The following is a 25,944-nucleotide window of genomic DNA, read 5'->3' on the forward strand; positions in this document are numbered from 1 at the left end:
TAAAAGCGGCCGAATATATAGATTTATTGTAAAAACATCTGTAAAAGTATAACTATCATCCGGGAGGGGTTATGAACAGCGGTACCAAAAAAGCACTTTTGATTTCTTTAGGGGTTGTGGCCCTGCTTGGCATTATTGGAACAGGTGCCTTTGTAATATTGAATCAAAGCAGCGGAGATGATCAGGCGAGGCTCAATACCCTTGCATTGGCGGCGGATTACATTGAGCAGGAAGAGTATGACCGTGCATTGGATTTGCTCGAAAGTCTGCTGATCGAAAATCCGAATGATGAAGAGGCCGTTGCCCTCAGGGATGAAGCCCTTGAGAAAAAGCGTCAAGCCGCCGAAGCCGCGCGCCAGAATGAGCGGCAGACCGAGCGCCAGCCTGACAACAACTCTCAAGATGCAAGCCAGGCAGAGGCCGAGGCCAGAGCCCGTGAAGCGGCCGCACGGGAAGCTGAAGCAGAAGCCCGGAGAAGAGAAGCCGAACTTGAGCTCCAGAAACAGCTGGCAGCACAGCGTGAAGCGGAAGAGCAGCGCAGACGGGAAGAGGAAGAAGCCAGACGGCAGGCCGAGGAAGAGCGCCTGGCGGCTCTCAGCGAAGAGGAAGCTGCCCGGCAGAGAGAGATTCAGGAACTGTTGGATGAAGCCCGGCGGCTTCAGGAAGATGACCAGTTCGTGAACGCCCGGGGGAAAATCAATCAGGCCATGGATATTGATGAAGACTCGGCCCTTACGTATGCCCGGATGGCAGAAACGTTTGTGGAGGAGGATATCCAGAACAACGATAACCTCTCCAAAGCCATCAGCTTTTCCGAGCAGTCCATTGACCGTGACCCCCAGCTCTGGGAGCCGTACTACACCCTTGGCCGAATTTTCAACGAGACGAAACAGTTCGATAAAGCAATCCGAGAGTTGAGTACTGCAGCAGATCTGAACAGTACCAATGCGGATGTGTTTTATGCACTGGGTAACGCCCAGTTCGATGCACGGCGCTATTCAGATGCCCGGCAGAGTTATGAGGCCTGTGTATTCCTTGACTTCGGAAACGAGAAAGCATTTTTCAATCTTGGGCTCACCCTTGAGAGACTGGATCAGCCGGATCTGGCCATTCAGAACTATCGAAAAGCTGTAGCCGTGAAGAGTGATTATGCCAGCGCCTATAACCGGATTGGTGAACTCCTGCTGGCAAAAGGAAATGCCGAGGACGCTCTGACAAACCTGCAGCAGGCACTGGATTATGATAATTCCGCCAGAAACAACCGTGCGGTGGCGCGAAGCTATTATGAACTTGGACGGCTGCCTGAAGCTCTGGAGTATTTTACCAACGCGGTAGAACTGGAACCCGGCAGGGCTCAGAACCATTATAATACCGCTGCGGTTCTTCTGGATCTGAACCGGGCCGAAGAAGCGCTGCCATATGCTGCAGAAGCGGTGAAAATGGATTCCTCGGTTCCCGAATACAACTATACCCTTGGTCTTGCGGTTAAGGAACTGGGAAGTCTCGAGCAGGCGTCCCAATACTTTCAGGCTGCAATTCGACAGCGTTCGGGCTATATCAAACCCCGCATTGAACTTGCGGATATACATATTCAAAACGAAGAATACGATGAAGCACTGCAGGTGCTCCTTGATGCGGCAAAAATTGATTCTTCCCGTGCGGATGTGAACAATAACCTTGCCACCGTCTACAGACTGAAAACCCTCTACGAGGACAGTCTCACCCATTCTGCAACTGCAATTCAGGCGGAGCCGAACTCAGCCCTTCTTCGTTACAATCTCGCTCTCACGCTCATTAAAATGGAGGCCTACGAGCAGGCTGAGAACAGTCTCACAACCGCAATTAACCTGGACAGCAGTTACTGGGATGCATATATCAGGCTTGGAGAAGTGCTCATCGCACTGGATAACAAAGAGCAGGCCCGGGAAATCCTGCAGCAGTTGGTTGACCGGGCAGGGGAGAGCAGTCAGGCGGAAAAAGCCAGGACTCTGCTGGCCTCCCTGTAAATCTGCTCTGTATATTCAGGTGCTCTGAGTCGGGCTGGAATCGGCCCGGCTCAGCTCAGATTGACTGCCGGAGCTCGATTCGGCCGCGGAGCTCGATTCGACTGCCGGAGATCCACTCCGCCGCCGGTGATGGGCCCGCCTCAGCTCGGCTCCGCTTCCCGGAACCGGGAGTTCGGCGTCCCCTCATCCATCTGTCTGAGAGCCGTCTGCCTGAAGGCTATGTCCATCTTCTTGAGGGCCATGTGTCTGAGAAGGCTATGTCCATATGCCTGAAGGCTGCGCGGGGGACGGAAGTATGCCGTATCAGGTTCTTCCCACAATCTGGTACAGCTCTTCTTTGCTCAGAGTGAACCAGATGGGGCGTCCGTGGGGGCAGCGCTTTTCCGGCAGCCGCCAGCTTGCTTCGATAATTGATCGTGCAGTGCTGCTGTCAACCACATCCCCGTCCTTCACGGCGGTTCTGCAGGCCATTTTTTCATAAAGGCTCACTTCCAGATCCCGGGAATCCCGCTCAAGCTCTGCCAGAGTGGATCGAAGAAGCCGTTCCTTCCCCTTCAGCGCCGCAGGTATGGCATGAATCTCCAGGGAATTCCCGCTTCCCTTCAGACGGATGTCGAAGCCCATCGCTCTGAGTTTCTCCGCCTGCAGGCTCATACGCTCCGCCAAAGCAGGATCGTCGTTTTCCACAGTGAATGGAATGAGAAGCCTCTCCACGGCGGAAGAGCTCCTGAAGCGGTCGTAGAGAATCCGTTCATGGGCGGCATGCATATCGATTATGTAAAGGGTCTGCTCCATCTCCACCAGCAGGAATACCGAGAAAATCTGTCCAAGGTAGCGGTAGGCCGGCATTTCTTTGCCGGCTGTTGATTGAATGGATGCCGGCGCAGCTGCAGGCCCGGATGCTCCTCCTCCCGGCGGCTGAACAGGCGATGGACGCTCATCAAAGCCGCTGTGGTACTGGAACGCCCGGTCCCGAACCATTGCCGGGGCGGTATGCAGATTCCCGCCGGCGTGGTTGTGCCGGGAAGCCGGACCTTGCGGGGAGGGCGGTTCGCTGTCGGTCAGGGGGAGATCTCCCGAAACCGGTGAAAGATTATCCGGGGTGCGGAGGTTTTGGGGTTTGTTCCGAATCTGAAAACCGATGAATTCTTCAATCAGTTCCCGAACGCGGCGGTGAATGATTTCCGGACGGGCAAAGCGAACCTCCCGTTTAGCCGGGTGTATATTGAAATCCACCAGCTCTGGATCGATTTCAAGAAAGACGAACGCTACCGGGTGGTTCCCCCCGGGAAGTATGGAGTCAAAAGCATATTCCACGGCGTGTATGAGAGAAAATTCATTGATTCTTCTCCGGTTGCAGTAAATCTGAATATACTTTCTGTCCTGACGGAACAGGGGCGGAATGCCCAGGACAATATCCAGGGTGAACCCGTCCCCGCTGCCATGGATGTGCTGAAGCAGTTCGGAGGGGCATTGCTCCGGATAGGCTGCGCTGATACGGGAAATATACCCGGATGTGCCGGTTTCCGGCAGCAGCAGCCTGGGTTTCCCGTCTGCAAAGAGTCTGAACGAACGTTCCGGGTGGGGGAGTGCTTTTTCCAGGAATGCATTGCGGCACAGCACCGACTCGCTGCGGGATGATTTCATAAACTTCCGGCGCGCCGGCAGGTTGTAAAACAGATCCCGGACAGACACCCGCGTACCCCTCCGCCCTGTCACCTTCCCGTAGCGTGCTTCGCCGCCGCCCTCGATTATGAGCCGTGCGGAAGCATCCATTTCCCCGCTGCGGCTCACAATTTCCAGACGGGAAACTGCGGCAATACTTGAGAGCGCCTCACCCCGGAACCCCAGGCTGTGTACATGCATGAGATCGTCTTCATGGCTGATCTTGCTGGTGGCATGACTGAGCCAGCACAGCTGAATATCTTCCCGGGACATCCCCCAACCGTCGTCCGTCACCTCAAGGAGTGAAATTCCCCCCTTTTCAATGGAGACATCAATGGTTGCCGCCTGGGCGTCAATGGAGTTGTCGACCAGCTCTCTGAGTACAGAAAACGGCCGGTCGATTACCTCGCCGGCCGCAATTTTACGTGCTACTGAATCCCGGAGAATGGATATTCTCCGGGATGATTGTGTTGTTTTCATATGATGAAGATAATCTTATCAGTTTCCTATCCGGGTTTCCAGACCGATTGAGGGTCCGATAAGCGCTTTTCCGTCCTCATCATAGCGAATGTTGCCGTTGTCGTCCCGCAGCACATTGGTGCTTACTGTGAGAGCGATATTGATTCCAGGAACGATGGCTACCACGCCTTCGCCTTTGAGGATGGCGGATTCATCAAAGAGCCGTGCGTTACGCTCTTCCATGAACACATCCCGGAATCTCAGCCGGCTGTATTCCAGACCGAACTCCATTTCCCAGGGAAGGAAGGACAATGCTTCCTTGTCGGCTGCGAAACCCAGTTCGAAATAGTCATCCGCATCGGTACTGATATCTCCGGTTTCCTTGTTCAGAGTCCATGGCCAGAGATAGCCCAGCTCAAGGCTCAGCCCTGTGTTGGCGAGGTCCATTCCGCCGCTTCCGAAAATTCCCATGGTATATGAATTATACCGTTCTGCATCGGGATTCAGCAGATAGTCCACCACTTCACCGGCTCTGTCGCCCCGTATACGGTCATAGGGCTGGCTGTAGAAGCCCGGTTTGAAGGTTCCTTCGTAGTACTGATACTGGAGACGATAATCCACAAAGAGTACGTTACCGAAAACACCGGCTTCAATACCGTAGTTTTTCAGTCCATCCCCTGTGAATACCGCCTGGGTTTGAATACCGGGCTCAAGGGTGGTGTCTCCGTTGCTTATCCCTTCATTCAGATAGGGGAAGAATGTTGCTGCGTCGGCGAAGAGCACCAGACTGAGTACATCATTCTCCATAATCGGCATGTCAAAGTCCACTGCGGCATTCAGGAATGCGGGCTTGCTTTCAAGCACATCCCGCTGCAGTTGAGTTAGTTCTGTCTCCTCGATGCCTTCGTAGGCTTCAAAGGGGTTCAGATCTGCCGCAAAGGAAATACCCATACCGCCGTTGCGTCCGAACTGGGTCCGGAGTCCGTAGAGATAGGGGTCCGACAGATCGTTCACCAGGGTTTGTATATGCATCTTGCCGAAGCCCAGACCAAGGTTGAGTCCGATTCGCCGTATCGCGGGGAAGTCCGCATCGTTGGCATATTCACGGATCAGAATCCCATGGCCGAGAGTCATGCTTTCCACATTTCCGATCTGGAAGAAGAAGTTATCTCTCAGATCACCCCATTCAATAAACTTGAACTTGAGGATCAGGTCGGTTGCCGCATCGGAGATCATTGCAAGGGTGTCCCCTTCGGGCTGGTCGGTTCCGAAGGACCACTCATCATTTCCTTTGGGCCGATACCAGTCATCGGGATCGGTAAAATTGGAAGTGTAGATGATGGGAAGGTACAGCTGGGTGCGCAGTTTTCCGAGATTGAACTCAGGCTGGAACACCACTTTGCTGTAGGTTCGACCGTCAATGGTAATAGAACCGATTTCCATACCCAGATAACCCAGGGCTTTCATGACGATATCGTCTTCATCGCCCTGTTCGAGGTCTGCCAGATCCTGGTCGCTTTCGGCATCAGGGCTGGCAGCATCCGAGTCTGTTTCCGGAGCGGTATCTGCGGCGGTTGCATCGCCGGTTCCGTCGGTGCTTTCATCCCCGTCTGTTTCTTCATCGGCGGAATCTTCTTCCTCAGATTCCTCTTCAGTTGATTCTTCCTCGGATTCTTCGCCTTCTTCTTGTGCCTGGTCCTCTGCAGCTTCCTGCTGCACCTGTTCAAGGATCTGGGGATCGCTGAAGTCCAGCTGATCTCCGAATTGTTCGGCGAACTGTTCAGCGCTGAAATTCGCGGCTTCAAACACATCGGCGAACACATCAGCGAACTGACCGGCACCCAGCTGAACGGTTTCGCCCACATCGGCGAATCCTTCACCGGTGGTCTTGGCAAAATCAACCAAACCTTCGCTTACGAAAAGCTTGCCGTTATCCGCATCGAAGCTGAAGTCGGTTCCCCGGACCCCGGCAAGAGCGGATCCCGAGCGAATCCGCATCTGTGCATTGCCGCTCAGGCGGGATGCTACGGTTCTCACCCGGCCTACAGCAACCTGGAAGTCATTGTTCCCGCTGCTTCTGCTGGGAGAAAGATCTTTAATGGTGAACTCTGTGTCCGGTGCCAACTTCATAACAGAACTGTTCGGCACCAGCTGGATCTCCACCGCACCATTGTTGGTATTGATGGTTGAGCCCACCGGAAGCCGCATACCGATATCCAGGTTCCCCTCCATTTCGGAGTAGGGGAATTCGGTACCGTCATCTTCGGGAATGAGTATCTCCACATCAGTACCGAAATCATAATAAATCAATTCAGCATATACATCCTGTTCCTGAGCCGCCAGCATGCTTGCCGGCAGGAGCAGAATAAGGAGCAATGCGCCTAATCTTCGTAAATTCATACTTCCTCCCAATTAGTTAAAGAGCGAAATGCTCGTTTCCAGTTTGGTGGTAACTTTCCAATTGTCTTCGCCTTCTTCCACCGTTGGATCATATTTCAAGTCATAAATCATGCTGATGGTGGCAGGCCCCGTGTTATATCCAATAGTAGCACCGATTACGGCATTTTCAGGTGAAATCAGATCTGCAAAGTCGCTGATGTATTTTTTCTGATAGCTGGCATCCACGCTGAAACCGCCCAGAAGTTCATCGCTGAGACTGAGTACTCCGGTAAGGGTGGGCCGCAGCTGTTCGTTGTTGTCAGGATTTCCGAATGAACCTTCCAGATTGGCATTGAACACGATCTGGCTTTCCAGGGCTTCGATGCCCAGTGTGGTGAACCAGCCGGTGTAGGCGGGGATGATCTCTGCATCCGAATTATAGATAAACCATTTCTCAGCTCTGTAAAGATCGTAGCTTGAGTCAAAGTAGGTGGGAATGAAGTTCTGTCCAAGGAAACGGATCTGAGCTCCGTAGGTGATGAGGTTTATCAGCTTGCCTCCGAAACCGATCATGCCGCCGGTGCTGTCATTCTGGAACACCAGGTCGGAGAATGCAGCCAGACTGATTGCATCATTTGAAAGGATGGGGAGCCTGAGATCGGTACCCCAGATGAAAACTGACTGCTCTTCATCAAAAAATCCCGCAAACTGGGATGTATCAGGATTTTTCCGCTCAAAGTAGAGAGGTTTCCTGTCGCCGATGAATGTAAACCCGAGCTGAAGCTCTTTTATGATGGGAACCCCGCTCCAGTAAATCGGCCGGGTGTACAGCCGTGCACCCAGAATATCCCACTGGGAGAGATTTCCCACAACGGTTTCCACCCCGATATAGGGAAAATCGAACAGATTGCCGTCCAGGTCAAAGGAGAGCCCGCTGATCCGCTGTTCCGGCAGAAAGAGGGTGTTGGAGTAATTGGCTATAATAAAACCGTTCCCAAGGAGAAAATCGTCGATGGACCCGATTTTGGCATAGATCGGATCGCCCTTCAGGCCGTATCTCACATATCTGAATATGGGGAGGTACAGTTCAAGAAAGCTGTACTGCTCGCTTGGGACCCAGTCCTCTTCCCGTACTCTGAATCCCGGATTTCCCTCATCATCAGAGAAGGAAAAATTCAGATCTATTGCCAGCCCGATGCCGAATTTACCAAATGATAAATCGGGTCTCAGACTGAGACTCTGCCAGCTTTCCGGCTCGCCGGTAAGTGGATCTTCGATTACCGTGGTTCCAAGACCGAGATCCATTCCGAATCCGAAGTCCGCACCACCTTCTGCATCTTCCTGGGCCATTACCCATGCAGGCAGACCCAACAGTATCAGCAATGCCGTTGCAAAAACGAAAGAACGGGCCAGTTTCATTGATTCCTCCTAAAACCTTCAGCTCCGATGATCAGTAAAACTACAGATTCATTTCAGAACTCATGTTTTGAACTATCCGCTGTAGATTATAATATATCTCAGCATTTCCACATAACAAGATGTGTATATTACCAAAACAAGTTTAATAAGAAAGCTCCAGGATTGCATCAATTTGCATCCCTATTTTATGAGATTTTTGGTAATTTATTTCTTCCAGAGCTTCGGTCTCATATGCTCCCTTGATCTCGATTGTCATGCTTCCGATGCTGGAGAAGCGGAGGCTGGAGCTGTGGGATATGATGATCTCGCTGCCCGGGATCCCGGGCTGCAGCCAGCCCGGTGGAAGCTGCCGCTCCCCGGGAATCGGGAAGCTGCGGGGGGAGAGGGAGCTGAAACCTACTTCCACACCCTCCCGATGCCGGATGCTCAGACCGCCCGGCTCCTCCCGGGAAGCGTGACGCTGGAGAAATTCTGTAAGGGAATCCCAGGGATTCAGCTCCGACACCCAGGAGAGGGAAACTCCCAGGGATATCCGGGAAGCAATCCGTCCGCGGTTCCAGTATTTTGCACTCCCCTCAAGTTCCAGTTCATCCAGGGTATCCGGGAAATACAAAATGCTCTGGGAGCTGAAGGATCCGTACCAGATTTCCGGCTGATTCATGTTCAGTCCTGTTTCAATTCCGTAGAAGTAATCATCACTGTCAAAAAATGAGAAGAGGGCATTTCTCCCCTGCCTGCCGAAAAGATTGATGGCCTGCCAGTCGATTCCCGCAGTGAGAAAGCGGGCATCCCGGATTATGCCGTCCTGCCAGCTGATATTTCTGCTCAGGGAGAAATCCGCTCCCGCGGGGATCAAAAGACCGGAGATTCCTGAATCGGGTACTCTGCGGAATTCGGTTTCAAACAGGTAATCCAGCGCTGAGCTGCGGATGGGCTGGAAGGAGGGGGGATGAAGAAACTGATCGGCGAACTTCTGTTCCAATCCGGGATCAAGAATCCCTGCTATACCCAGGGGCAGCCACATTAGGGGCGCATCCCCAAGCTGCCGGAAGGAAAGATCCAGTTGAGCTTCAAGAGTTTCGGCGCTCTGGGAGGTGATCAACGATGTACCGCTTTTTTGCGCCAGCTCAAGGCTGGTATCTTTAGGTCCGCTGAAGCTGATCTTCTGTTCCTGCTGAAGGTTTGCTGAAAATCTGGTATCACCGGCGACGTTCACCCCACTGGTATACCAACCGTTCAGTGCAAGGTCCAAACCTTCGCCGTCGGCGGTTCCGCTGCCTTCCAGGTGCAGGCTGCGCCGGAAGAATTCCCCGGGGATTTCATTCCAGTCAATCTGTCCGAGGCTGCGGGTGTACTGGTGACCGTAGGACTGAGGACCGTCTTCATAAAATGCGGCAGCGCGGTTGGAATCATCCTCAGCAATTTCAAGCCCCATTTCACCGGTCAGATCCAGGATTTCTCCGGGAGTGAGCTTTCCGCTCAAATTCCAGCTGCGGTTCATGGACAAGGCGCTGAGTGCAAAACTGTATCCGGCGGAGCTGCCGAAAAAATCAAGAGGATTCAGAGAGAGGGACAGATCGTGGCTGATCCTTCGCCGGTTCCCGTCGGGATCAGGATCTCCTGGTGTGAAATTTCTGCTGAAAGAGTTGGCTATGGCAAAAACCTGAATCGGGTCGAATTCAGCCCTGTGGCCGATTTCAAGATCCGCCGTACCTCGGCGATAATCCGGAACAGAAACCGCCGTATGCAATTCCGTCTCAAGTCCGGGTATTCTCCCCAGCAATCGCATGCTGCCGTCCGCACCATTCCCGTCGGGAAAACTGGGGCTGTACGCATTTCCCCGAAACTCAACCCGGTCCAGGGCGAAGGCAAGCCAGGGTGAGCTGTGGGTGCTGAGTCCGGGATTCAGGTTCACACTCGCCTGAATTCCCCCTCCGGGAAGATTGTCCAGTCCCGAAAAATAGGGTTTTTGAACATACAGTTCACCGCTTCCCTGGGGATTGAACCTGAGGGTGAGGCTGTTCAGCGGTCCGCTGTTTTCAAGGGTCGATGGAATATCGGTCTGACTCAGTATTTCACCTTCCCGGTCCAATAGAAGCAGCGCTGCGTCATCCAGGTCCATGACAATCCGGTACCAGATTTCCCCCGCAGGAATGCTCAGGGTCCCCGCATCCATGGAATTAACACTGATATGAAAATCCGGAAGCTGTGAGGCCGAGCGAAGAAAGACGGGCAGAATCAGCTGAGAATAGAGACCCCGGGGAATTCCTCCAAGAGGAAATGTGATATCGGCCTGGGTGGCGGAGGTATATTGAAAGTACTGGATATTCCGGGAAGGCTGGGGAGCTGATTCTCCCGGATCGGCGGCGTCCTGGTTCACCGGGCGCAGGCTGCCGTTTACCAGCACGGGGATGTGAGTGTATCTGTGGCCTCCGAATTGGAGAACGCCCTGTCCGCTTTGGGGTGAATATACAATTACCCGCAGGTTCTCCCGGAGTTCAGGATGGTTCAGAAGAACATTCCGCTGTTCCGTGGTGAAATCCCCTTTCAGGGTTTTCCAGGAGCCTTCGTCCTCTGCTGCAATGCTTCCCAGATAGATGCTGGTCATGGCAGAGGGAAGCTGAGCATCTAGCAGGCCGTTGGAGTTCAGGTCCTCTCCGGTCCCCCGGTAGCTGCTGCTATAGGCCTGCCCGGGATATCCGGCTGTAAGATCCTCTTCCCAGCCATTGAATTCATACCCTCTGCTGTTGGGATCGGGCTGAACATCCAGGATTCTGTCCTCATCGCTGTCTTCAGATATCGCTCCAAGCTGCAGAAAAACATGCAGATCTCCCGGCACAGACTCAAGGGAAGCGGGAAGTACTTCCAGGGCAAAACCGCTGGGAATCTGCATGACCCCGCTGCTTCCCCCCCGGGCCTGATATCCAACCCATGAATCCGCATCCACCTCAAACTCAAGTACGGAAACCACCCCTTCCACCCCGGCCGAATCGGTATCCGCAGCGGAGGCTAAAACCGGATAGGGGCCGCTCACCCCGCCCACCCGGTCGGGCGTACCTTCGCTTTCAGCCTGCTCCCTGGTGAGCAGGATTCCCCGGAGAGATGACCGGTAATTCCTGAAATACAGTCTTCCCCGGGTTTCATGGGTGAACTCCGTTCCGCTCAGGCCGGGGAGCTGGGGAACATCCAGGTTCTGAAGCTGGTTACTGTACGGAGGAGCTGAGGGAACCAGGGTAAGGGGGCTGAGACTCAAATCCATCCGGGCATCCGTATCTCCCGGGGAAAAGAGGGGATCACCGCTTCCCCCGGAGTAGATGCCCATGGCGGCGTTCACAGACAGTTCCAGAAACTCATCCCGGTAGCTATAGCTGCTTCCGATCTGCAGGTATCCGGGAGTGCCGGGCAGATTACTGTAAAATTCTGCAGATTCAGCTGACTCCGTTGGTTCACCGATTTCCCCGTCTTCGTCTTCGCCGGTGCCGCTTTCGGAAGCGCCGCCGTCTGTAGGGGGCTCATCGTCGGCAGTTTGCCCGGTCCCTTCTGTCTGCGACCTGACAACCACGCTGCCGCCTGCGGACAGTGTCCACAGCTGTTCACCCGGGAGGAAAATCTTCTGCCCTGCGGCGAAGCTGATGCTGCCGTTGTTCCCCGATGGGTCGGAAATTCTGTAGCGCAGCTGAATGCTGTCATTGGAAGCAATGTCCTCGGGCAGTACCACCTTCCCCTGATCCAGGTATGCTGATTGCTCCAGGATTCCGTTTCGGTACACCTGAAGGGATCCCGGTATGATCTCCTGGTCAATCCGCAGGCCTTCACCCTGTTCACTGAGAAAGCGCAGACGATACCCCCGTATGCTCCGTGCCTGCCGGTCGGGCAGGGCCGATGATTCGGGGCTCAGGGGGCCGTATGCACTTCCAACCGCTTCCAGAAAATCATAATCATCGCTGAGGGTAAGCAGCGGGTAACGTATACGCCATGGATCGGCCAGGGCCTCCGGGCTGCCTGAGGGCAGAATCTCCACATCTGCCTCGCTGTCTCCCTGGATGGGTTGGAAAGGAACCGATCTGCTTCGTGAGTCGGGCCCGATCAGCTGAACCGTGGAGGGGGTGGAGCTGGCGGCGTACCGGGACCGTACCGCAAACGGGGAAAACAACCTGGGGTCGTGAAGCAGCAGGTAGGAATCTCCGTTCAGGGTTACCGTGAAATCCTCCAGTTCAAGATTGCTCAGGGCGCTTCCTCCGCTGAGAGCATCAAGAGATGCCACCACAAATTGATCAAAATCTGCTCCGGGCTGGAGACTGAATTGAACCTCCTCCCTTCCCACCCCCGGATCTCCGGGGTAGAGCCGGCTCACAGCAATATCTCCGGCGAAAGAGCCCTCTTCAGGATACACACCGTTTCCCCGGTACCTCACAAGAACCCGCGGCAGCCGTTTAGATTCTCCCGGGGATCCATCATTCAGCAGTGAGGGGTTCAGACTGAGCAGAGGAATATCATCACGTAATCCGTAATCCGTGCCGGCGGTCAGCCTTCGATACCGCTCACCCCTCTGATCATCAAGGTATGGACCCGCCTCATCGGCATCTGCCTGAATAAGAACTGTGAGATCCTCCACGTTGCTGTGGGGAAGAAGAAAGAGGCTGCTGCTTACTGCCTCATGAATGGCTTTATCTTCCTGAATGAACTCCCGGTTACCCTGAAAACTCCGCTCCACCAGCGTGGAGGTCTCATAGCGGAACATCAGCTCGTGGAGACTTCCTTCCACAGCTTTGGAGTTGGAGCCGAACAGATCGGCGAAGACAGCAGAAATGCCGGGACTGCCCTGGGGGCCGGCTCCCAGCCCAAGCATTGGGTACTCACTGATGCCGATATCCGTGTTGCCGAGTTTCAATTCCCTGAGCCTGCCTTCACCGTAGTACCCGGCCAGGATGCTGTTGTCCCTGAAACCGCTGCGGAAACTGCTTTCGAAGAAGTATTTCTGCTCGATCCACAGGGAAAGAACCAGATCGACCGTATTGGTCAGAGGTGTGGATATAAGTGACCCGGGCAGGATGGACTGGGTGGTATAGCCTCCGCTCCCGTCGGGAATCCAGCCCATGCCGGCGGCGAATCCAAGCTTGGCTTCCCAGCTGCCGAGCAGAAAGAATTCAACCGAGGTATCATCAATATCATATTCAAAAAGCGCTCTGGGAGCCTCTTCAGGATATATGAGCGAACCGTCTGCCCCCAGAGAAGGCAGGGTGGTATTGGCATTCTGGGCCGCAATTCCATTAGAATAGAGGAGAAATACAAGGAGCAGAACAGATACCTGCAAACTCCATGTTCGGACTGATGGGCAATGTAGTTTCAAGCTTGTGTTCAGTTTCATCCCCGTTGTATTATAGTTTATGGAGCGTTCATCATAACCCCAATTTTGGAAGGCCTATGAATCAACATCAGCAGAAAGCAGGGGCGTTTGTTCACCGGTTGCTGGCGAACCCGGCCCTGAAACAGTATACACCACTTCAAAAAGAGGAACAGGTCGTCCAGTTCCTGCAAAGCAACATTCGGCAGTTGGGCCCCACCCTCATGTCACCGTCGTTTTTTCCCGGGCTGCCCCTGGACCAGATTCAGACGCTGTTGCTGGCCAATCTGAGACAGCTCACCAATGAGCGAATGCTGCCCGCACTGAAGGGAATTGTTCAGAAAATCGACTTCTCCTTTGTTCAGTTTCTCCGGCAGCAGCAAAGCCGGCCCAGCAGCATTCAGGATCAGATCCTCCGTTTTCTCAACCTCGGTTTAGGAAAGCCGGAATTCAGACGGAATTTTGCAGGATGCTATACCGCCCTCCATTATGATTTTCCCGCCCGCTATGTCAATGAAGCATTCCGGATGCGCAGGCACATCCACTTTGAACTGACCAAGGTTCAGCGGCTGAAAATGAGCAAGGAGGAGATTAAGTCGTTCGTCGAGGTTACGATTCTTCTACAGGCCGCAGGCTATGCCCTGGGAAATGCCGGGGAAGGGGACATCCTTGATCCCCGAAGCGGACTCATCAGTTCTGGATATGCAAAAAACCTTATGGAGCTTATGAAGGGGGAACTTACCCTGCTTCCTCCCCAGGTGATCTCAAGCGCAGTGAACACCAATGTTTCCTTTCTGGAAAACCCCCAGCTGGAAACAACATCCCGCATCGGGGCGATCCTCAGTGCCCGGGCGAAAAACTACACCCCGGACATGAAGGTGGATCGGGGAGCAGATACCCCGGATAAAAGCTGGCTCAGCATTGCAAGACGGAATTATAAGTTTTACGGTTTTGATATCAAAATGCTGGATGAAATGTATATGATAGCCGCCGAGAACGGGTGGTAGGAGGAAGAATGCAGAGCAGACTGGCACGATTCTTAGAAAATTTCATACTTGTAGCGATAATTCTTGTTCTGATTCAGACCTTCCTGGAAGACTTTGCCGTTATCAGCGGCTGGAATGCTCAGACAAGAAATGCATTATTAATCAGCGGTTTTGTCTTTGACCTGCTGTTCACCGTCGAATTTCTGACCAGAGGCATGTATGCCGGTTCCAGAGGGAAATTCCGAAACTATTTCCTTGAGGACCGTGGATGGATCGATTTTCTTGCGTCCATTCCCCTGCTGCTGTTCAATTCCGGACCCCAGCTTTTCGCCCTGATAAGCGGAACCGGAGCTGTTCTGGCCTTCGGCAGCATTCTGAATATTCTCAAGGTGGTTAAGGCAATTCGGGTTGCCCGGGTTCTCAGACTTCTGAGAGTTCTGAAAATATTCCGCCGGATCAAGAATACCGATTCCGCCATGTCCCAGAGACATATTGCAAGAATTTCCACAATGGTTGTTTCCACACTGGTGTTTACCCTTTTGATCTTTGCAGTGGTTGAAAGCTTTGTCACCACCGGGAACGTGGAGGTTCTGTACCAGGAAACAGCCGGGACGGTTGGTGAGTACCTGGAATCCAGGGAGCTTTCCGAACAGGGCAACAGTGCCGCCCTGCAAGAATATGCCCGGTCGCTGCCCCTTCTTCTGATGATCAAGGATGACGGCCACACCAGATACAGCCGGTATTCCAACGAGGAATACGCAGAACAGTGGTCAGCCGGGGATTACGGGTACATCTCCATGGGGGACACCGGTTTGTACATCGATATTACCCATTTGAACGTGGACCGTGCTCTCAGCAATCTCCGGTATTTCAGTATTATTGTGGCACTGGTTCTGATGCTGATGTTTGTCTACAGCCCCCATTTCGCCCTGACCGTTTCCGATCCTATTCATATTATGCGCAGAGGATTTGATGAGCCATCCTATAATCTTCAGGTGCGGATACCGGAGCAGTTTGAGCAGGATGAAATTTACCGTCTTGCACAGCTGTATAACCATCACTATCTGCCGATGAAGGACAGGGAACGGCTGGATGAAAGTTCTTCCATCCTGGATATCTCCCTGGCAGATTTTACCGATTTTGAATCTCCCGATTCAGAATCCGGTGGTGAAGTTCTCCCTGCAGGGGATGACTCATCCGGAGGACAAACAGATTCCGGTCTTCCGGAATCTCCGGATACAGGTTTTCTTGATATGGAAGAACCGGATCTATCCATCCCGGATGAGGAGGGGCTGGGAGACCTTAGTCTGGATGATTTTTCCACCTCCTCTTCCGACGGCTTTGAAGCCGATGACCTGCCGGATATTCCGGACATGGCGGATGAAGATTTCTCCTTCAAATCAGATGATTCTCAGGATGAAGGTCCGGGTGAGGGGCTGGATGATGATGATTTTAATCTTGATGACGATTTCAATCTTGATGACATTGATCTTGATGATGACTCCGGATTTGACAGTGAGGACGATTCACGGGATAAATAGGGCATGATAGTATCCATGCTGCAAGTGATCCTGGAAATGCCGGGTGTTACATCCATTAAAGAAAAACGTCAGAGGGTGAACTCATTGAAGCACCGCATTATCAGGAAGTTTAAGGTGAGTGCGGCGGAAGTGGACCTTCATGACAGTATCGGGTTCGCACAAATCGGTGTGGCGGTTGTATCCAACAGCCGCCGATACGGCGAAGGTATGATGAACAAGATTCTTACCTTCTGCGAAGATGAGTTTGACGGAAGAGTTCACGACACCTCTATCCATTCTGAAAACTATCAATAGTGCAGCTTATCTGATCTCGTCTCCCCGGGGAATCAGGAACAGGTCCTGAAGATTGAAATCCCGCATGGATTTCATTCCCTTCACCGGCTTCACTTTTTCAGAAATCATATGCAGCGAAAAGGTATGAACAAAGGGTTCGTATTTTTCATCTTCGATCCGCAGTTCGAACACAAAATCTTTTTCTTCCCCTTCGGTATCGGCTTTGATCGGCTTGGGCCAGAAAAGATACGTTCCCGGAGTGTTGCTCACAATTCTGTAGGGATTCTGCCACCGGGTATCAACCATGGGAACCGCTTCTCCGTTACAGCGGAATACCACATCCACATCCACGATGGGAGCAAAATTCAGTGCATTGAAGAGTCTGCCTTTTATCATGGGGAACTGAAAATAGAGTCCCTCATCTATGGTGTCATTCTCGGGATTTCTTCCGTCATAGAAACTGCGCTGGATGGTTGTGACCCTGCGCAATCCCTCGTGGGCCAGTGTTACAATATCAATCTGAATCTGAGGATCATCCTGAATGTCGGATTCGATATGTGCAAACCCTCTTCCTGAGCTCACATATCGCTGAGGTATCCGGTTGAGTACAAAGCAGGCTGCGTCCATTCTGCATTGAGGAGTCGTACAGTAGCTGTATTCGCTGCTCTGTTCCTCATCATCGCAGATCTCATTGAGTATGTTCAGAACCTTGTCCTCCATGAGATTATGAATCTCCATATTCCTCTCCCTTCTGGATCTCCATTCTGATATCCAGGAGCTCAGTTAGATTCTTTACGACGCCCTTGAAATCCCGCAAGGTTTCCTTCAATGCGTAGTAATTCAATCCAGCGTAGTATATTTTGGAAAAAACGCTGAACGCAATTTCCTCTCTGTTATTAATAATATTAACGTATGAACCGAATTCGTAGCAAATTTGCAGCATCTCATCCATTCTGTCCCGGATAAAATCATGAAAATCCGGGGGAAAGCTGAACACGAAACTGAACTCAAGGAATTTGCTCTGCGGATCAATGAAGTAGGCGGCCATAAAGCCGTCTTCTGCCTGGATGGTGGCGGAGTAGGCCTGCTCGAGTTCCTCTCCGTCGACAATATCATAATGGAGCTCCTTTAAAAGGATTTCCACTCTTCGTTTTCGCTCTTCCAAAACTGCTTCTTGTGACATGCATGCTCTCTAACAGGATATTCAAACGTCGTTCCTGACTACAGTATAAACACTTTTACCGGTGATCGCAGATTTTTCCGGGAAAAGTTTCCGAAGCGTACCGTGCTGTTGCCGAGGCTAATCCAGGCCCCCCAGGCTGAGCAGCTGTTCCGCTGAAATGTTTTTTTGAATGATTCGATCCTTCACCGACGGAGCCACCGAAAGACGGATCTTTCTGAGATTTCTTGTAAACTGATGTACCACTTCCTGGGTGAATACCGTCTCGGATTCATGGTAGGAAATGATTTCTGAATCCCGGTCAATCATCAGCTTGGATTCAAATGAGATGTTTTCCGGGATATCCAACAGGATTTGATAGTCGTCCACATGCATATCCAGCAATTCAGAAAGTTCGCTTCGGATCAGTTCCTCCTGGATTGAACGGTGGGTGAGATCATCCAGATGGATGTGTTGAGGATTCTCCGGGGCGACACTCCAGGTACCGATGGTCTTGAAAAGATCGCGGTTATACACTTTTCGGATGAGGCTGAACTCCTCTCCCTGGTTTTCCGCAAAACTGCGGTAAAAACTGTCATCATCCAGCCCATACAGTTCGGAAAGGCTGATGCTTTCCTTCTCCAGCCCCCTATGCAGAGCCTTTTTGATCATACCCGTGGCAGTCCGCACCGTGGGGTGCCAGTATACTGCCCGGTACATCAGGTATTTGGAGAAGAGAAGACCTTCGATGGCGGACACACCGTTTTGAGTAATTGTAAAGCCGTGGTCAGGGTGGGGCTGAAGCACTGAAAGAATATAATCAACATCCTGGAAGCCGTAGGGGACACCGCAGAAATACGCATCCCTGTTGAGATAGTCCAGTTTATCCGGGTCGATTGGGCCGCTGAGTATTTTTCTGAAAAATGCAACCTCCCTGGAGCGGTTGGGAAGAGTTTCATCAACAATGGCTGCGACCATACCCGGATCGACGCCCGCATCGTTCTTCAAAATGTCCGTGATGGAGGAATCGAGTATGAGCCGGGAGGTAAGCTGTTCATGCTCTTCAAGGGGAAGTTCCTTCAGACTGTGGGTATAGGGAAAATGTCCCAGGTCGTGAAGAAGGGCGGCTGCAAGAAATGCCTTGGCTCCTTGAAGGGTGAGGGGGAGCTGAATATTGCTCTGGCTCATCCTCTTCACCATTCTGGAAGCTATATGAAAAACTCCAAGACTGTGGTTTAATCGTGAATGGGTTGCTCCAGGATACACCAGATAGCTGGGGCCAAGCTGCTTGATTCTGCCAAGCTGCTGATACTCGGGAGTCTGGACTATGTTCAGAAAGGATTCGGGGAAATATACATGTCCCCACAGAGGATCTCTGATGGGGTGAATACATTCATTTAGGAGATAGTCGTTGAAAATTCTTCGCACATCGCTCATTACCGGTGATCATAGCCTGTTGATACGGCTTCTTGCAATCCTCATGATTTCCCTTGTTTTCAACCTTTCATGCGGAGACGACACAAACGGATCAGGAGATGCCGGAACTGGGGAATCGGACGGCGGGAATGCAGCCAGGACCGCAGCAGAGATTGCCGGACAGGCCGCTGAAGCCTCCAGCCGGTCACCCGAGGACACTTCTTCCAACCGGGAGGGCGGGGCTGAAGCCCAACAGGAAAGCGGAAACACCCGCTCCGATCAGAGCGCCGTTTCTGAAGGTCCGGATATCCCCCCTGCCTTGAAGAATTATGTGGACAGTTACGATTTCTCGCTTCCCCGGGTCATACTCCCCAGCCACGATCTATTGGGGAAGGTTCAGTCTCCCCTCCTCATGTCCGCCCAGGAAAAGAGGATCCATGACCTTCTGTCCCCGAGAGAGTATTGGCAGAGCGTTGATTTCCAGGAGTTCGGACTTTCCCGTACTCCCCGGCCTCCCTTCCGTTCTGTGAATATTTACTCGGTTCGCAGTCTGGGGAATTCCCGTTTTGATATCGCCTGCGAATTAAGGTCCTTTGAAAGCACGCATTTCCTCCAAATTGTGGTATATTATGATGGAAACACAGCTCGAATTGTTCACATAGCCGGGCTCAGCGGATCAGGAGACGACGAAAACTGAATCGAAATGTTCACTCCTCTCCTCCTGCTGTACACAGTATATGGAAAATACGTAAAATTACTCGCATTTTCCAGTGAAACATCCTACTATTGAGAGAGACATTATGGCCCAGCAAATTCACAGAATCGAAAAAGAATTCATTTTCAAGACCCTCATCGATAACCAGTCACCGGTTGCCGCCCACCACGGTCAGTCCCGTTTCCGGGGCATTATCACCAAGGCGGATAAAAAGGTGATTAACCTGACCCTTGAGCATACCAACCCGGATGTTTTAAAGAAAAGCGTGGAACTCCGCCTGTTTTTCCGCTTCAGAGGCACGCCTATAACCTGCAGAAGCAAAATTCTCAGCGTGGATGGAGATACTCTTACTCTCCAGGCACCGGATGAAGTGTACCGGGATTTATCCCGTAATTTTGAACGGGTTGAAGCCGGAAGTCACATGTCCCTGATAATGCTGATAAACGGCGAACGGCTGAAAATTGATTTTCCAGCCTCCGAGTCATTTTATGAACCTGAAGAACCTGACCTTGATTTTAATTTCGATGCCAGCCGCATTTCCGAGCTGCTGAAAACATTTCGGGAACGCTCTGCGGCATTTGCATCGGAGAACAAGATCACCATGTTCAGGGAACGCCGTCCCACCGATGTGGTGGAGCGTCTGCTGGCACTATCCGGAAAGATTATAATCCTTCCCTTCGAAGATCTGGATAATTTCACACTGGTACGCTCCAAGCTGGCGACACAGATTCTCAAGGAAGATGATCTTCAGCGGATATTCCGTGAAGCCGGTGAGGATCCCATGCTTGCGGCTTCCCAGCTTACCGATCATGTAAATAAAATTCATTCCCAGCGGGTCTGGCATGAACTGTATTGTCCGGTACTCTACCGGGAGTATGTGGTCGGATACATCTATCTCATGCGGGCAGATATTCAGACCACTCCGTTCACCCAGGAGCATCTTGAGATGGTTCATCAATTCAGCCGTCTTTTGTCCTATTCTTTGAAATTGAACGGATACTTCAAGTCCGAACCGGTAAAAGAAGAGTTTAACAAATCAGAACTGGTGGATATCAGCGGTTCCGGGCTTCTTTTCAGTTACCCGCTGGACGGACCTTCAATACAGCTTTACACTGATGTGGAACTTACCGTAAAGATCGACGAGCTTTCCATTCCCATTCTGGGCAGAGTGGTGCGGAAATTCCGGGATGCCGGGAGAATCTACCTGGGTGTGCAGTTCATTGATCTGTCTGATAACGACCAGCATACTCTGCTGAAAGAGCTTTACGGGGAAAACTACGACGGTCAAATTGAAATTGCCGCCGACTGAGGATCAACAGTTCCATGTACTATATTCTTTTCGACATTCATCACATCAGTCAGCTGAAACAGATAATGCCGGAAACCGTGGCAGAACTCCGGAACACTCTCATACAGGACTGTGACCGATGGGGGTTCACTCCCGTGGACCATCCGGATCTGTATCTTTTCAAACACCCCCAGCTCAGCCCCGGTGAACATGAACCTCTTATCAGAGCCATCTTCCAGGCACGGGACGATCTCACAGGCTACGATGATGATCTTAACGGCTACAGCATCATTGTTGAGGCGGTGGATGACGGGGATGACATCTTCTCAATAATACCCGCCCTTACTGGATCCCTCCGGGAACGTAACGGATTGTACTTAGGACCCAAGGCATCCAAATTACTGTCCCGGGCACTCATCGGGGAGCAGTACAGAGGGCTCTGGAAGATTATTGACAAACGAGAACGGGAAGATCAGGACCTGGGTACCGCCTCCGATTTCGCCATTTCACGGGAGTTTATGGAGACTCTGTTCAATACCATCGAAGAATGGATGAACGGAGAAAAAAGTCCCGGTGAACTTCGCATCAGCGGGACAGAGACCCAGGGCATACATCTTCTGGGAAGAAAAATCATCCAGCGGCTCACAAATCCCGATGCCCAGGGGAAGATCCCGTTTCAGGTTATTCAGCAGCCAGGAGATTTCTTTCCGTCTCTGGTGGCATCTCTGGATATCAGCGATCTGAGCTGGGTTCAGCCTTTTTTGAATGAAACGGAACGCATGGTATGGAGGGAAAAGCTGTTCTCCATAACCCGCTATCGCCTCGATCCGGAACTGGGCCGGCGGGATATTCCCCGACCGCCTGAAGAACCCTGGAATGACATGCAGATCATTTTTCAGATCTATCTCAGAGCCTATGCCAGATGGGCCCGAGGGGGAGGCAACTCTCCGCTGGTGATTATCCATTTCCGTCGGGAAATGGCAGACTGGGAGCTGAGGTTTCTGAAACTTCTTATGGATTCCCTCCAGCGTGAATCCCGGCTCCTGTGGTTTCTTACCGGAGAACCGGAGTTTCTGCCCTCCCAGGATCTTTCCAGGGACTGCAGAAAACTGCAGCTGGAAAGCCACAGCCAAAGCGATGTTACCCGCCTTATCAGGGAACAGAACCTTGATGACTCTCCCCTGGAGCCGTCGTACCTCATGAGCATGACCCGGGGTGATGCCCTTCCTCTGTTTCACTTCATCAATGATTTTGAGTATTATTCCCAGCTGTTGCCCAGTCGCCTGAAGACCTATGGAAGTCAGATGGTTGATACCCGTACGGGCATTATGCTGAGAGCTCTGGAGAGACTCGATTTTGAAAATCGCGAAGTGCTGTATGTTCTGACCTTGGCAGGAACCTGTTTTTCCCGGGAGCAGCTGTTCAAACTGTTTGAGGAACGGGGTAAAACCCGTACCAGGGTCACCCAGATTATCAAGGACTTGCAGGCCTCTGGATTTCTTATATACGAACAGATCCACAATACAGTGTTCCAGGACAGCCTGCAGCACATAGCCTACACCCTGGGAGATGTAAAACAGGAATACATCAATAAGATCGTCTCTGCACTGAGCAACGGCACCAACGGAATACCCCTCACTGAAGACGGCATAGCCATTCTGGTGGAGTACTCCCTTCGTCAGCGAAACGGTAATCCTGCTCCCCAGCTGTACAGGCATCTGCAAACCCTTCTTAATTGCAAGCTCTATGTGGAGTTTCGGAGATTGATTTCCATGCTTGAGCATCGGCCGAATTTCAGCGATCCGGCACGGCTGCTCAAAGCCCAGTATGCCCTGGACAGGGGCGAGTTTCACAAAGGTCTCATTCCATCAGAATATCCTGAAAATTTACTCTGGAAGGCAGAATGGCAGCTCCTTCAAAGTCTTGCATTTCTAAAGGAACGGGAGTTTCAACACGCCAAGCAATACAGCAAAGAAGCAATTATCTCGTTTCAACAGCAGGAAGACTCACCCGGGCTCAGCTCGGCCAATACCGTGTTCGGGTACCTTCATCTGCGTCAGCGAAAACACCAGGAAGCTTTTCATTACTTCACCATTGCCGAGCGTCATGCGGGGGTATCGCCCAATGATCTGAACAGAATGTACGCCCGTTTTCTGCCCGCCTTAAGCGATTTTACTGAAGGCAAGTACAGTCGGGTACGTAAAGAGCTGGAGGGGGAAGAGGGGTTGCTGGCACAGTTTGCCGGCAATGCAGCACACTCATGGTATGCAGTTGCGGCATTTCTGATTTCCCGTACCTATTTTGCCCTTGGGCTGTATGAAAAATGCTACACTCTGCTGTCCAGAATTCTCAACAGTCTCAGCGGAGACCGATGGGTGCAGATCAGAAGGGTGTTTTATGCCTGGATGGCCAGAAGTCTGAACTATATGGGCAGCTATGAAGCGGGGCGGGCAATCCTGGAAAACCTTCCCCAAAGCCTTGAAACGAACCTGTTTTATGCAGAATCCTGTATCATCCGGGGCGAGTTCGAAGATGCCCTGGACAGACTGAAGGAACCCGGGGCCGAAGGTGAAATGCAGTATCCCACATCCATACTGTTTCCATGGAATAGCGGGTTTTCCTGGGTGGAAGATATGTTTGTAGATGACCTCAGTCAGGATTCTGTGCTCTGGAACCTGTATTACGGGATGCGCAGCTATGCCCAGGGAATGATGGGAGAGACGGAAGAAAGCATTCGGGGCTTCCACTGGCTTACCCGGCAGAAGAAAATACTCTCCTCCGATCCCCACGAAAGCACCATTCTGTATTGGTATGCAGGGATATTGGAGAGAAGCCGGGAGGATGAAGGGGAGGACCGACTGACCCTTCTGGGCAAGGCGGTGAAAGCCCTGCAGGAACGTTCCAGCCGGATCGAGGAACCGGCAGACAAGCGGGAGTACTTAAAAAATGTGGTCTGGAACCGGGAACTTCTGGAAAAGGCGAAACGGCACAACCTGGTTTAGCTGTTCATAATACCCTGCCCGATGAGCTTTTGTTTCGAAAAATAAAATCCTGAAGGCCGTTGACACTGATCAGAACATTTTGATATATTCCCGATCTGTAACACGGTGGCGTAGCTCAGCTGGTAGAGCAAACGGCTCATATCCGTTAGGTCAGGGGTTCAAGTCCCTTCGCCACTATCAATAATCAACAGGTCAGAAAAAAAGGATATCCGATTTCGGATATCCTTTTTTGTATGCCCAGCGAAGCGCAGGCATACCCGACCGGTTGGAAGATACCGGTGTCGCCTCGTTCAGGAGGAAGACAATCCGAATTGCAAGGGCGCAGCTGGCAACGGTTGGGTCTGAAGGAAGCAATAGGAAGTGAACAGCACATAGCGAAAGCGAACCTGATACGGCACAACAGGGGTGGTAAGCGTGCAAAATAGCGCGAAGCCCGAAACCTGAACAGACCTGTAGTGTGTTTGAGGATGGCGTTGTTTACAGGGACTGCGCACAGTATCTGGGGAAACCTGTTGAAATCCCAGCAAAGGGTAGGGAACGACAAGCAGAAATGCAAGTCAGATCGAAGTTTCAGCAGGTGGCAGATGAGTCCGTAGTAGTGAGTAAGTTCCGGCCAGTGAAAGCCAGTAATGGTGTGGAGGAGAAAACCGGAATGACCTCGTTCCCGGTGACGAGGACTGCATTCAGGCCAAAAGCCGGATGCGGATGCGAAGGGACGAAGTTTTTAGTAAATCTTGTTTCGATGAAAAGGCTGGTCGGCAGCTACGCTGCCTGCTCGCCTATGCAACCGAAGGAGCGTGAAGCCTAAACAGAAAGTTGCTGGAAAGTGAGCAGAGTATGTGGCCACGGCCGACTGGGGAACCAGGAAGCTGAGCCAGAATACCGTTGACCTGAGTATCTTTTTGACCAGCTGAATATTGCCGGAAAATGGCTAAGAGACAGCTGCAGAGGAGAGAATGAGCAGGAGTTTCACCGCCGAGGTTTCAAACGAAAGAAGATGCAGACACAAGGAAATCGTAAAATCTGGTACAGCCTCTACGGCAGGATGCTCGAGAGACCACGGCTGGAGGCCGCTTTCAGGAAGGTGAAGGCAGCGAACGGAGCCCCCGGAGTAGACGGAGTGAGCGTCAAAGCCTTTGCCGACCGTCTGGCGGAGCAACTCGATGTACTTGTGAAGGAATTGAAGGACAAGAGCTACCGACCGCTTCCAGTCTTGAGGGTGGAAATACCCAAAGACGGGGGAGGAGTAAGGAAACTCGGGATACCTTCGGTTCGCGACCGGGTAGTCCAGCAAGCCTTACTGGACATTCTAAACCCAATATTTGACCCGGACTTTCATCCGTCCAGTTACGGATACCGACCGGGCAGAAGCGCACATCAGGCAATTGAGAAGGCATCTACGTTCATGCGCAGGTATGAATTGGAATGGGTAGTGGATATGGACTTGTCGAAGTGTTTTGACACACTGAAGCATGACTTTTTACTGACTCAAGTACGAAAACGAGTTGCCGATGGAAGCATCTTGAATCTCATACGCCTCTTTCTTGAAAGTGGTGTGATGACGGATGCTGGTGAAGAGAACACTGAAGAAGGGAGTCCCCAGGGCGGGGTGATTAGTCCGCTTCTCGCGAACATCTACCTCGACTTCTTTGACCAGTGGAGCATGGCACGAGGGTATCGCATAGTTCGCTATGCCGACGATATCCTCATCTTTGCTTCATCACAAAAAGGTGCGGAACGTCGGCTTGCAGCTGCAACGCATTTTCTGGAAGAAGAAATGGGACTGGCTGTGAATCGTGAGAAAACTCACATTACAAACCTGTATGAGGGGGTGCGCTACCTTGGAGTAGTAATCTCTCGTCACCACACCCGGATTCAGGAAAAGAAGGTGAAAGCCTTCAAGGACAAGGTCAGGAAACTGACCCGACGCAACAGCGGGAGACCGCTGGGATCGACAATTTACGAACTCAATCCAGTACTACGCGGGTTTGCTAACTATTTCAGGATAGCAAATTGTACGAAGGTATTCAGGGAGCTGATGAGCTGGGTACGCAGGCGATTGCGGGCTATTCAGTTGCGACTTTGGAAACGCTCTTCCCGGCTGCACCGCCGATTGCGGCAGCTGGGATTTCAAGGCGAGTTCAAACACATCAAGATGAGTTCGTGGAGATCGGCTAAAAGTCCGCTTGCAGCCATGGCGCTGCAAAACAAGCACTTTGAAGAGATGAATCTGTTTTCTCTCGACAAGGTACAGGTCGCAATTTCTGTCCGGCAGCTTGCTGGATAACTGAA

General features: G+C 52.0%; 16 protein-coding genes and 1 tRNA gene. 10 read left to right on the top strand and 7 right to left on the bottom strand.

The annotated features are described in order from the left end of the window. Positions 1–71: 71 nt before the first annotated feature. Positions 72–2,006, top strand: coding sequence for a tetratricopeptide repeat protein (locus tag L21SP2_RS07760; RefSeq protein ID WP_024267952.1), 1,935 nt, complete (start codon positions 72–74; stop codon positions 2,004–2,006). A 303-nt stretch (positions 2,007–2,309) separates the two neighbouring features. On the opposite strand, the gene mutL is transcribed toward L21SP2_RS07760, so the two are convergent. The 4 genes from mutL to L21SP2_RS07780 all read right to left on the bottom strand — a co-directional run bounded on the left by mutL (position 2,310) and on the right by L21SP2_RS07780 (position 13,242). After that, on the bottom strand, positions 2,310–4,151 hold the full coding sequence (gene mutL / locus L21SP2_RS07765; RefSeq protein WP_024267954.1) for a DNA mismatch repair endonuclease MutL: 1,842 nt from the start codon (positions 4,149–4,151) through the stop codon (positions 2,310–2,312). An 18-nt stretch (positions 4,152–4,169) separates the two neighbouring features. Then, on the bottom strand, positions 4,170–6,530 hold the full coding sequence (locus L21SP2_RS17120) for a FecR family protein (protein ID WP_024267955.1): 2,361 nt from the start codon (positions 6,528–6,530) through the stop codon (positions 4,170–4,172). Positions 6,531–6,542: 12 nt separating this feature from the next. Continuing rightward, a complete protein-coding gene (locus L21SP2_RS07775) occupies positions 6,543–7,928 on the bottom strand; it encodes a hypothetical protein (protein WP_024267956.1) in 1,386 nt (461 codons plus the stop codon). A gap of 142 nt (positions 7,929–8,070) precedes the next feature. After that, positions 8,071–13,242 carry a hypothetical protein gene (locus L21SP2_RS07780; protein WP_024267957.1) on the bottom strand — a complete coding sequence of 1,724 codons (5,172 nt, stop codon included), beginning with the start codon at positions 13,240–13,242 and terminating at the stop codon, positions 8,071–8,073. A gap of 110 nt (positions 13,243–13,352) precedes the next feature. On the opposite strand from L21SP2_RS07780, the gene L21SP2_RS07785 reads away from it, so the two are divergent. Genes L21SP2_RS07785 through L21SP2_RS07800 form a run of 3 tightly spaced genes read left to right on the top strand, consistent with a single transcriptional unit; the run spans position 13,353 to position 16,093 of the window. Next, positions 13,353–14,279, top strand: coding sequence for a hypothetical protein (locus L21SP2_RS07785; protein ID WP_024267958.1), 927 nt, complete (start codon positions 13,353–13,355; stop codon positions 14,277–14,279). 8 nt (positions 14,280–14,287) lie between these two features. Beyond that, entirely contained in the window at positions 14,288–15,799 is a 1,512-nt protein-coding gene (locus L21SP2_RS07790; RefSeq protein ID WP_024267959.1) for an ion transporter, read from the top strand. Between the two features lie 15 nt (positions 15,800–15,814). After that, positions 15,815–16,093, top strand: coding sequence for a DUF503 domain-containing protein (locus L21SP2_RS07800; RefSeq protein WP_244437956.1), 279 nt, complete (start codon positions 15,815–15,817; stop codon positions 16,091–16,093). A gap of 6 nt (positions 16,094–16,099) precedes the next feature. On the opposite strand, the gene L21SP2_RS07805 is transcribed toward L21SP2_RS07800, so the two are convergent. The 3 genes from L21SP2_RS07805 to L21SP2_RS07815 all read right to left on the bottom strand — a co-directional run bounded on the left by L21SP2_RS07805 (position 16,100) and on the right by L21SP2_RS07815 (position 18,668). After that, positions 16,100–16,810, bottom strand: a complete 711-nt coding sequence (locus L21SP2_RS07805) for a late competence development ComFB family protein (protein WP_024267961.1) — start codon at positions 16,808–16,810, stop codon at positions 16,100–16,102. After that, a complete protein-coding gene (locus L21SP2_RS07810; RefSeq protein WP_024267962.1) occupies positions 16,797–17,255 on the bottom strand; it encodes a hypothetical protein in 459 nt (152 codons plus the stop codon). The genes L21SP2_RS07805 and L21SP2_RS07810 overlap by 14 nt, the downstream gene beginning before the upstream one ends. A 117-nt stretch (positions 17,256–17,372) precedes the next feature. Further along, entirely contained in the window at positions 17,373–18,668 is a 1,296-nt protein-coding gene (locus L21SP2_RS07815) for an HD domain-containing protein (protein ID WP_081719522.1), read from the bottom strand. Here L21SP2_RS07815 and L21SP2_RS07820 point away from each other — a divergent pair. From L21SP2_RS07820 to ltrA, 6 genes are all read left to right on the top strand, one after another. Further along, on the top strand, positions 18,643–19,344 hold the full coding sequence (locus tag L21SP2_RS07820; RefSeq protein WP_024267964.1) for a hypothetical protein: 702 nt from the start codon (positions 18,643–18,645) through the stop codon (positions 19,342–19,344). The two genes, L21SP2_RS07815 and L21SP2_RS07820, sit on opposite strands and share 26 nt — an antisense overlap. A 103-nt stretch (positions 19,345–19,447) precedes the next feature. Beyond that, positions 19,448–20,671, top strand: coding sequence for a PilZ domain-containing protein (locus tag L21SP2_RS07825; protein WP_024267965.1), 1,224 nt, complete (start codon positions 19,448–19,450; stop codon positions 20,669–20,671). Between the two features lie 14 nt (positions 20,672–20,685). Further along, positions 20,686–23,652 carry a tetratricopeptide repeat protein gene (locus tag L21SP2_RS07830; protein ID WP_024267966.1) on the top strand — a complete coding sequence of 989 codons (2,967 nt, stop codon included), beginning with the start codon at positions 20,686–20,688 and terminating at the stop codon, positions 23,650–23,652. A 104-nt stretch (positions 23,653–23,756) separates the two neighbouring features. Beyond that, positions 23,757–23,829: transfer RNA gene (locus tag L21SP2_RS07835), tRNA-Met, on the top strand. A 280-nt stretch (positions 23,830–24,109) separates the two neighbouring features. After that, positions 24,110–24,460: a hypothetical protein gene (locus L21SP2_RS18370; RefSeq protein ID WP_041401352.1), complete on the top strand. Its 351-nt coding sequence runs from the start codon at positions 24,110–24,112 to the stop codon at positions 24,458–24,460. 189 nt (positions 24,461–24,649) lie between these two features. After that, positions 24,650–25,939, top strand: a complete 1,290-nt coding sequence (ltrA, locus tag L21SP2_RS07845; RefSeq protein ID WP_024266609.1) for a group II intron reverse transcriptase/maturase — start codon at positions 24,650–24,652, stop codon at positions 25,937–25,939. The last annotated feature ends 5 nt before the right edge of the window (positions 25,940–25,944 follow it).

This window comes from Salinispira pacifica (genome assembly GCF_000507245.1).
Classification (GTDB): domain Bacteria; phylum Spirochaetota; class Spirochaetia; order DSM-27196; family Salinispiraceae; genus Salinispira; species Salinispira pacifica.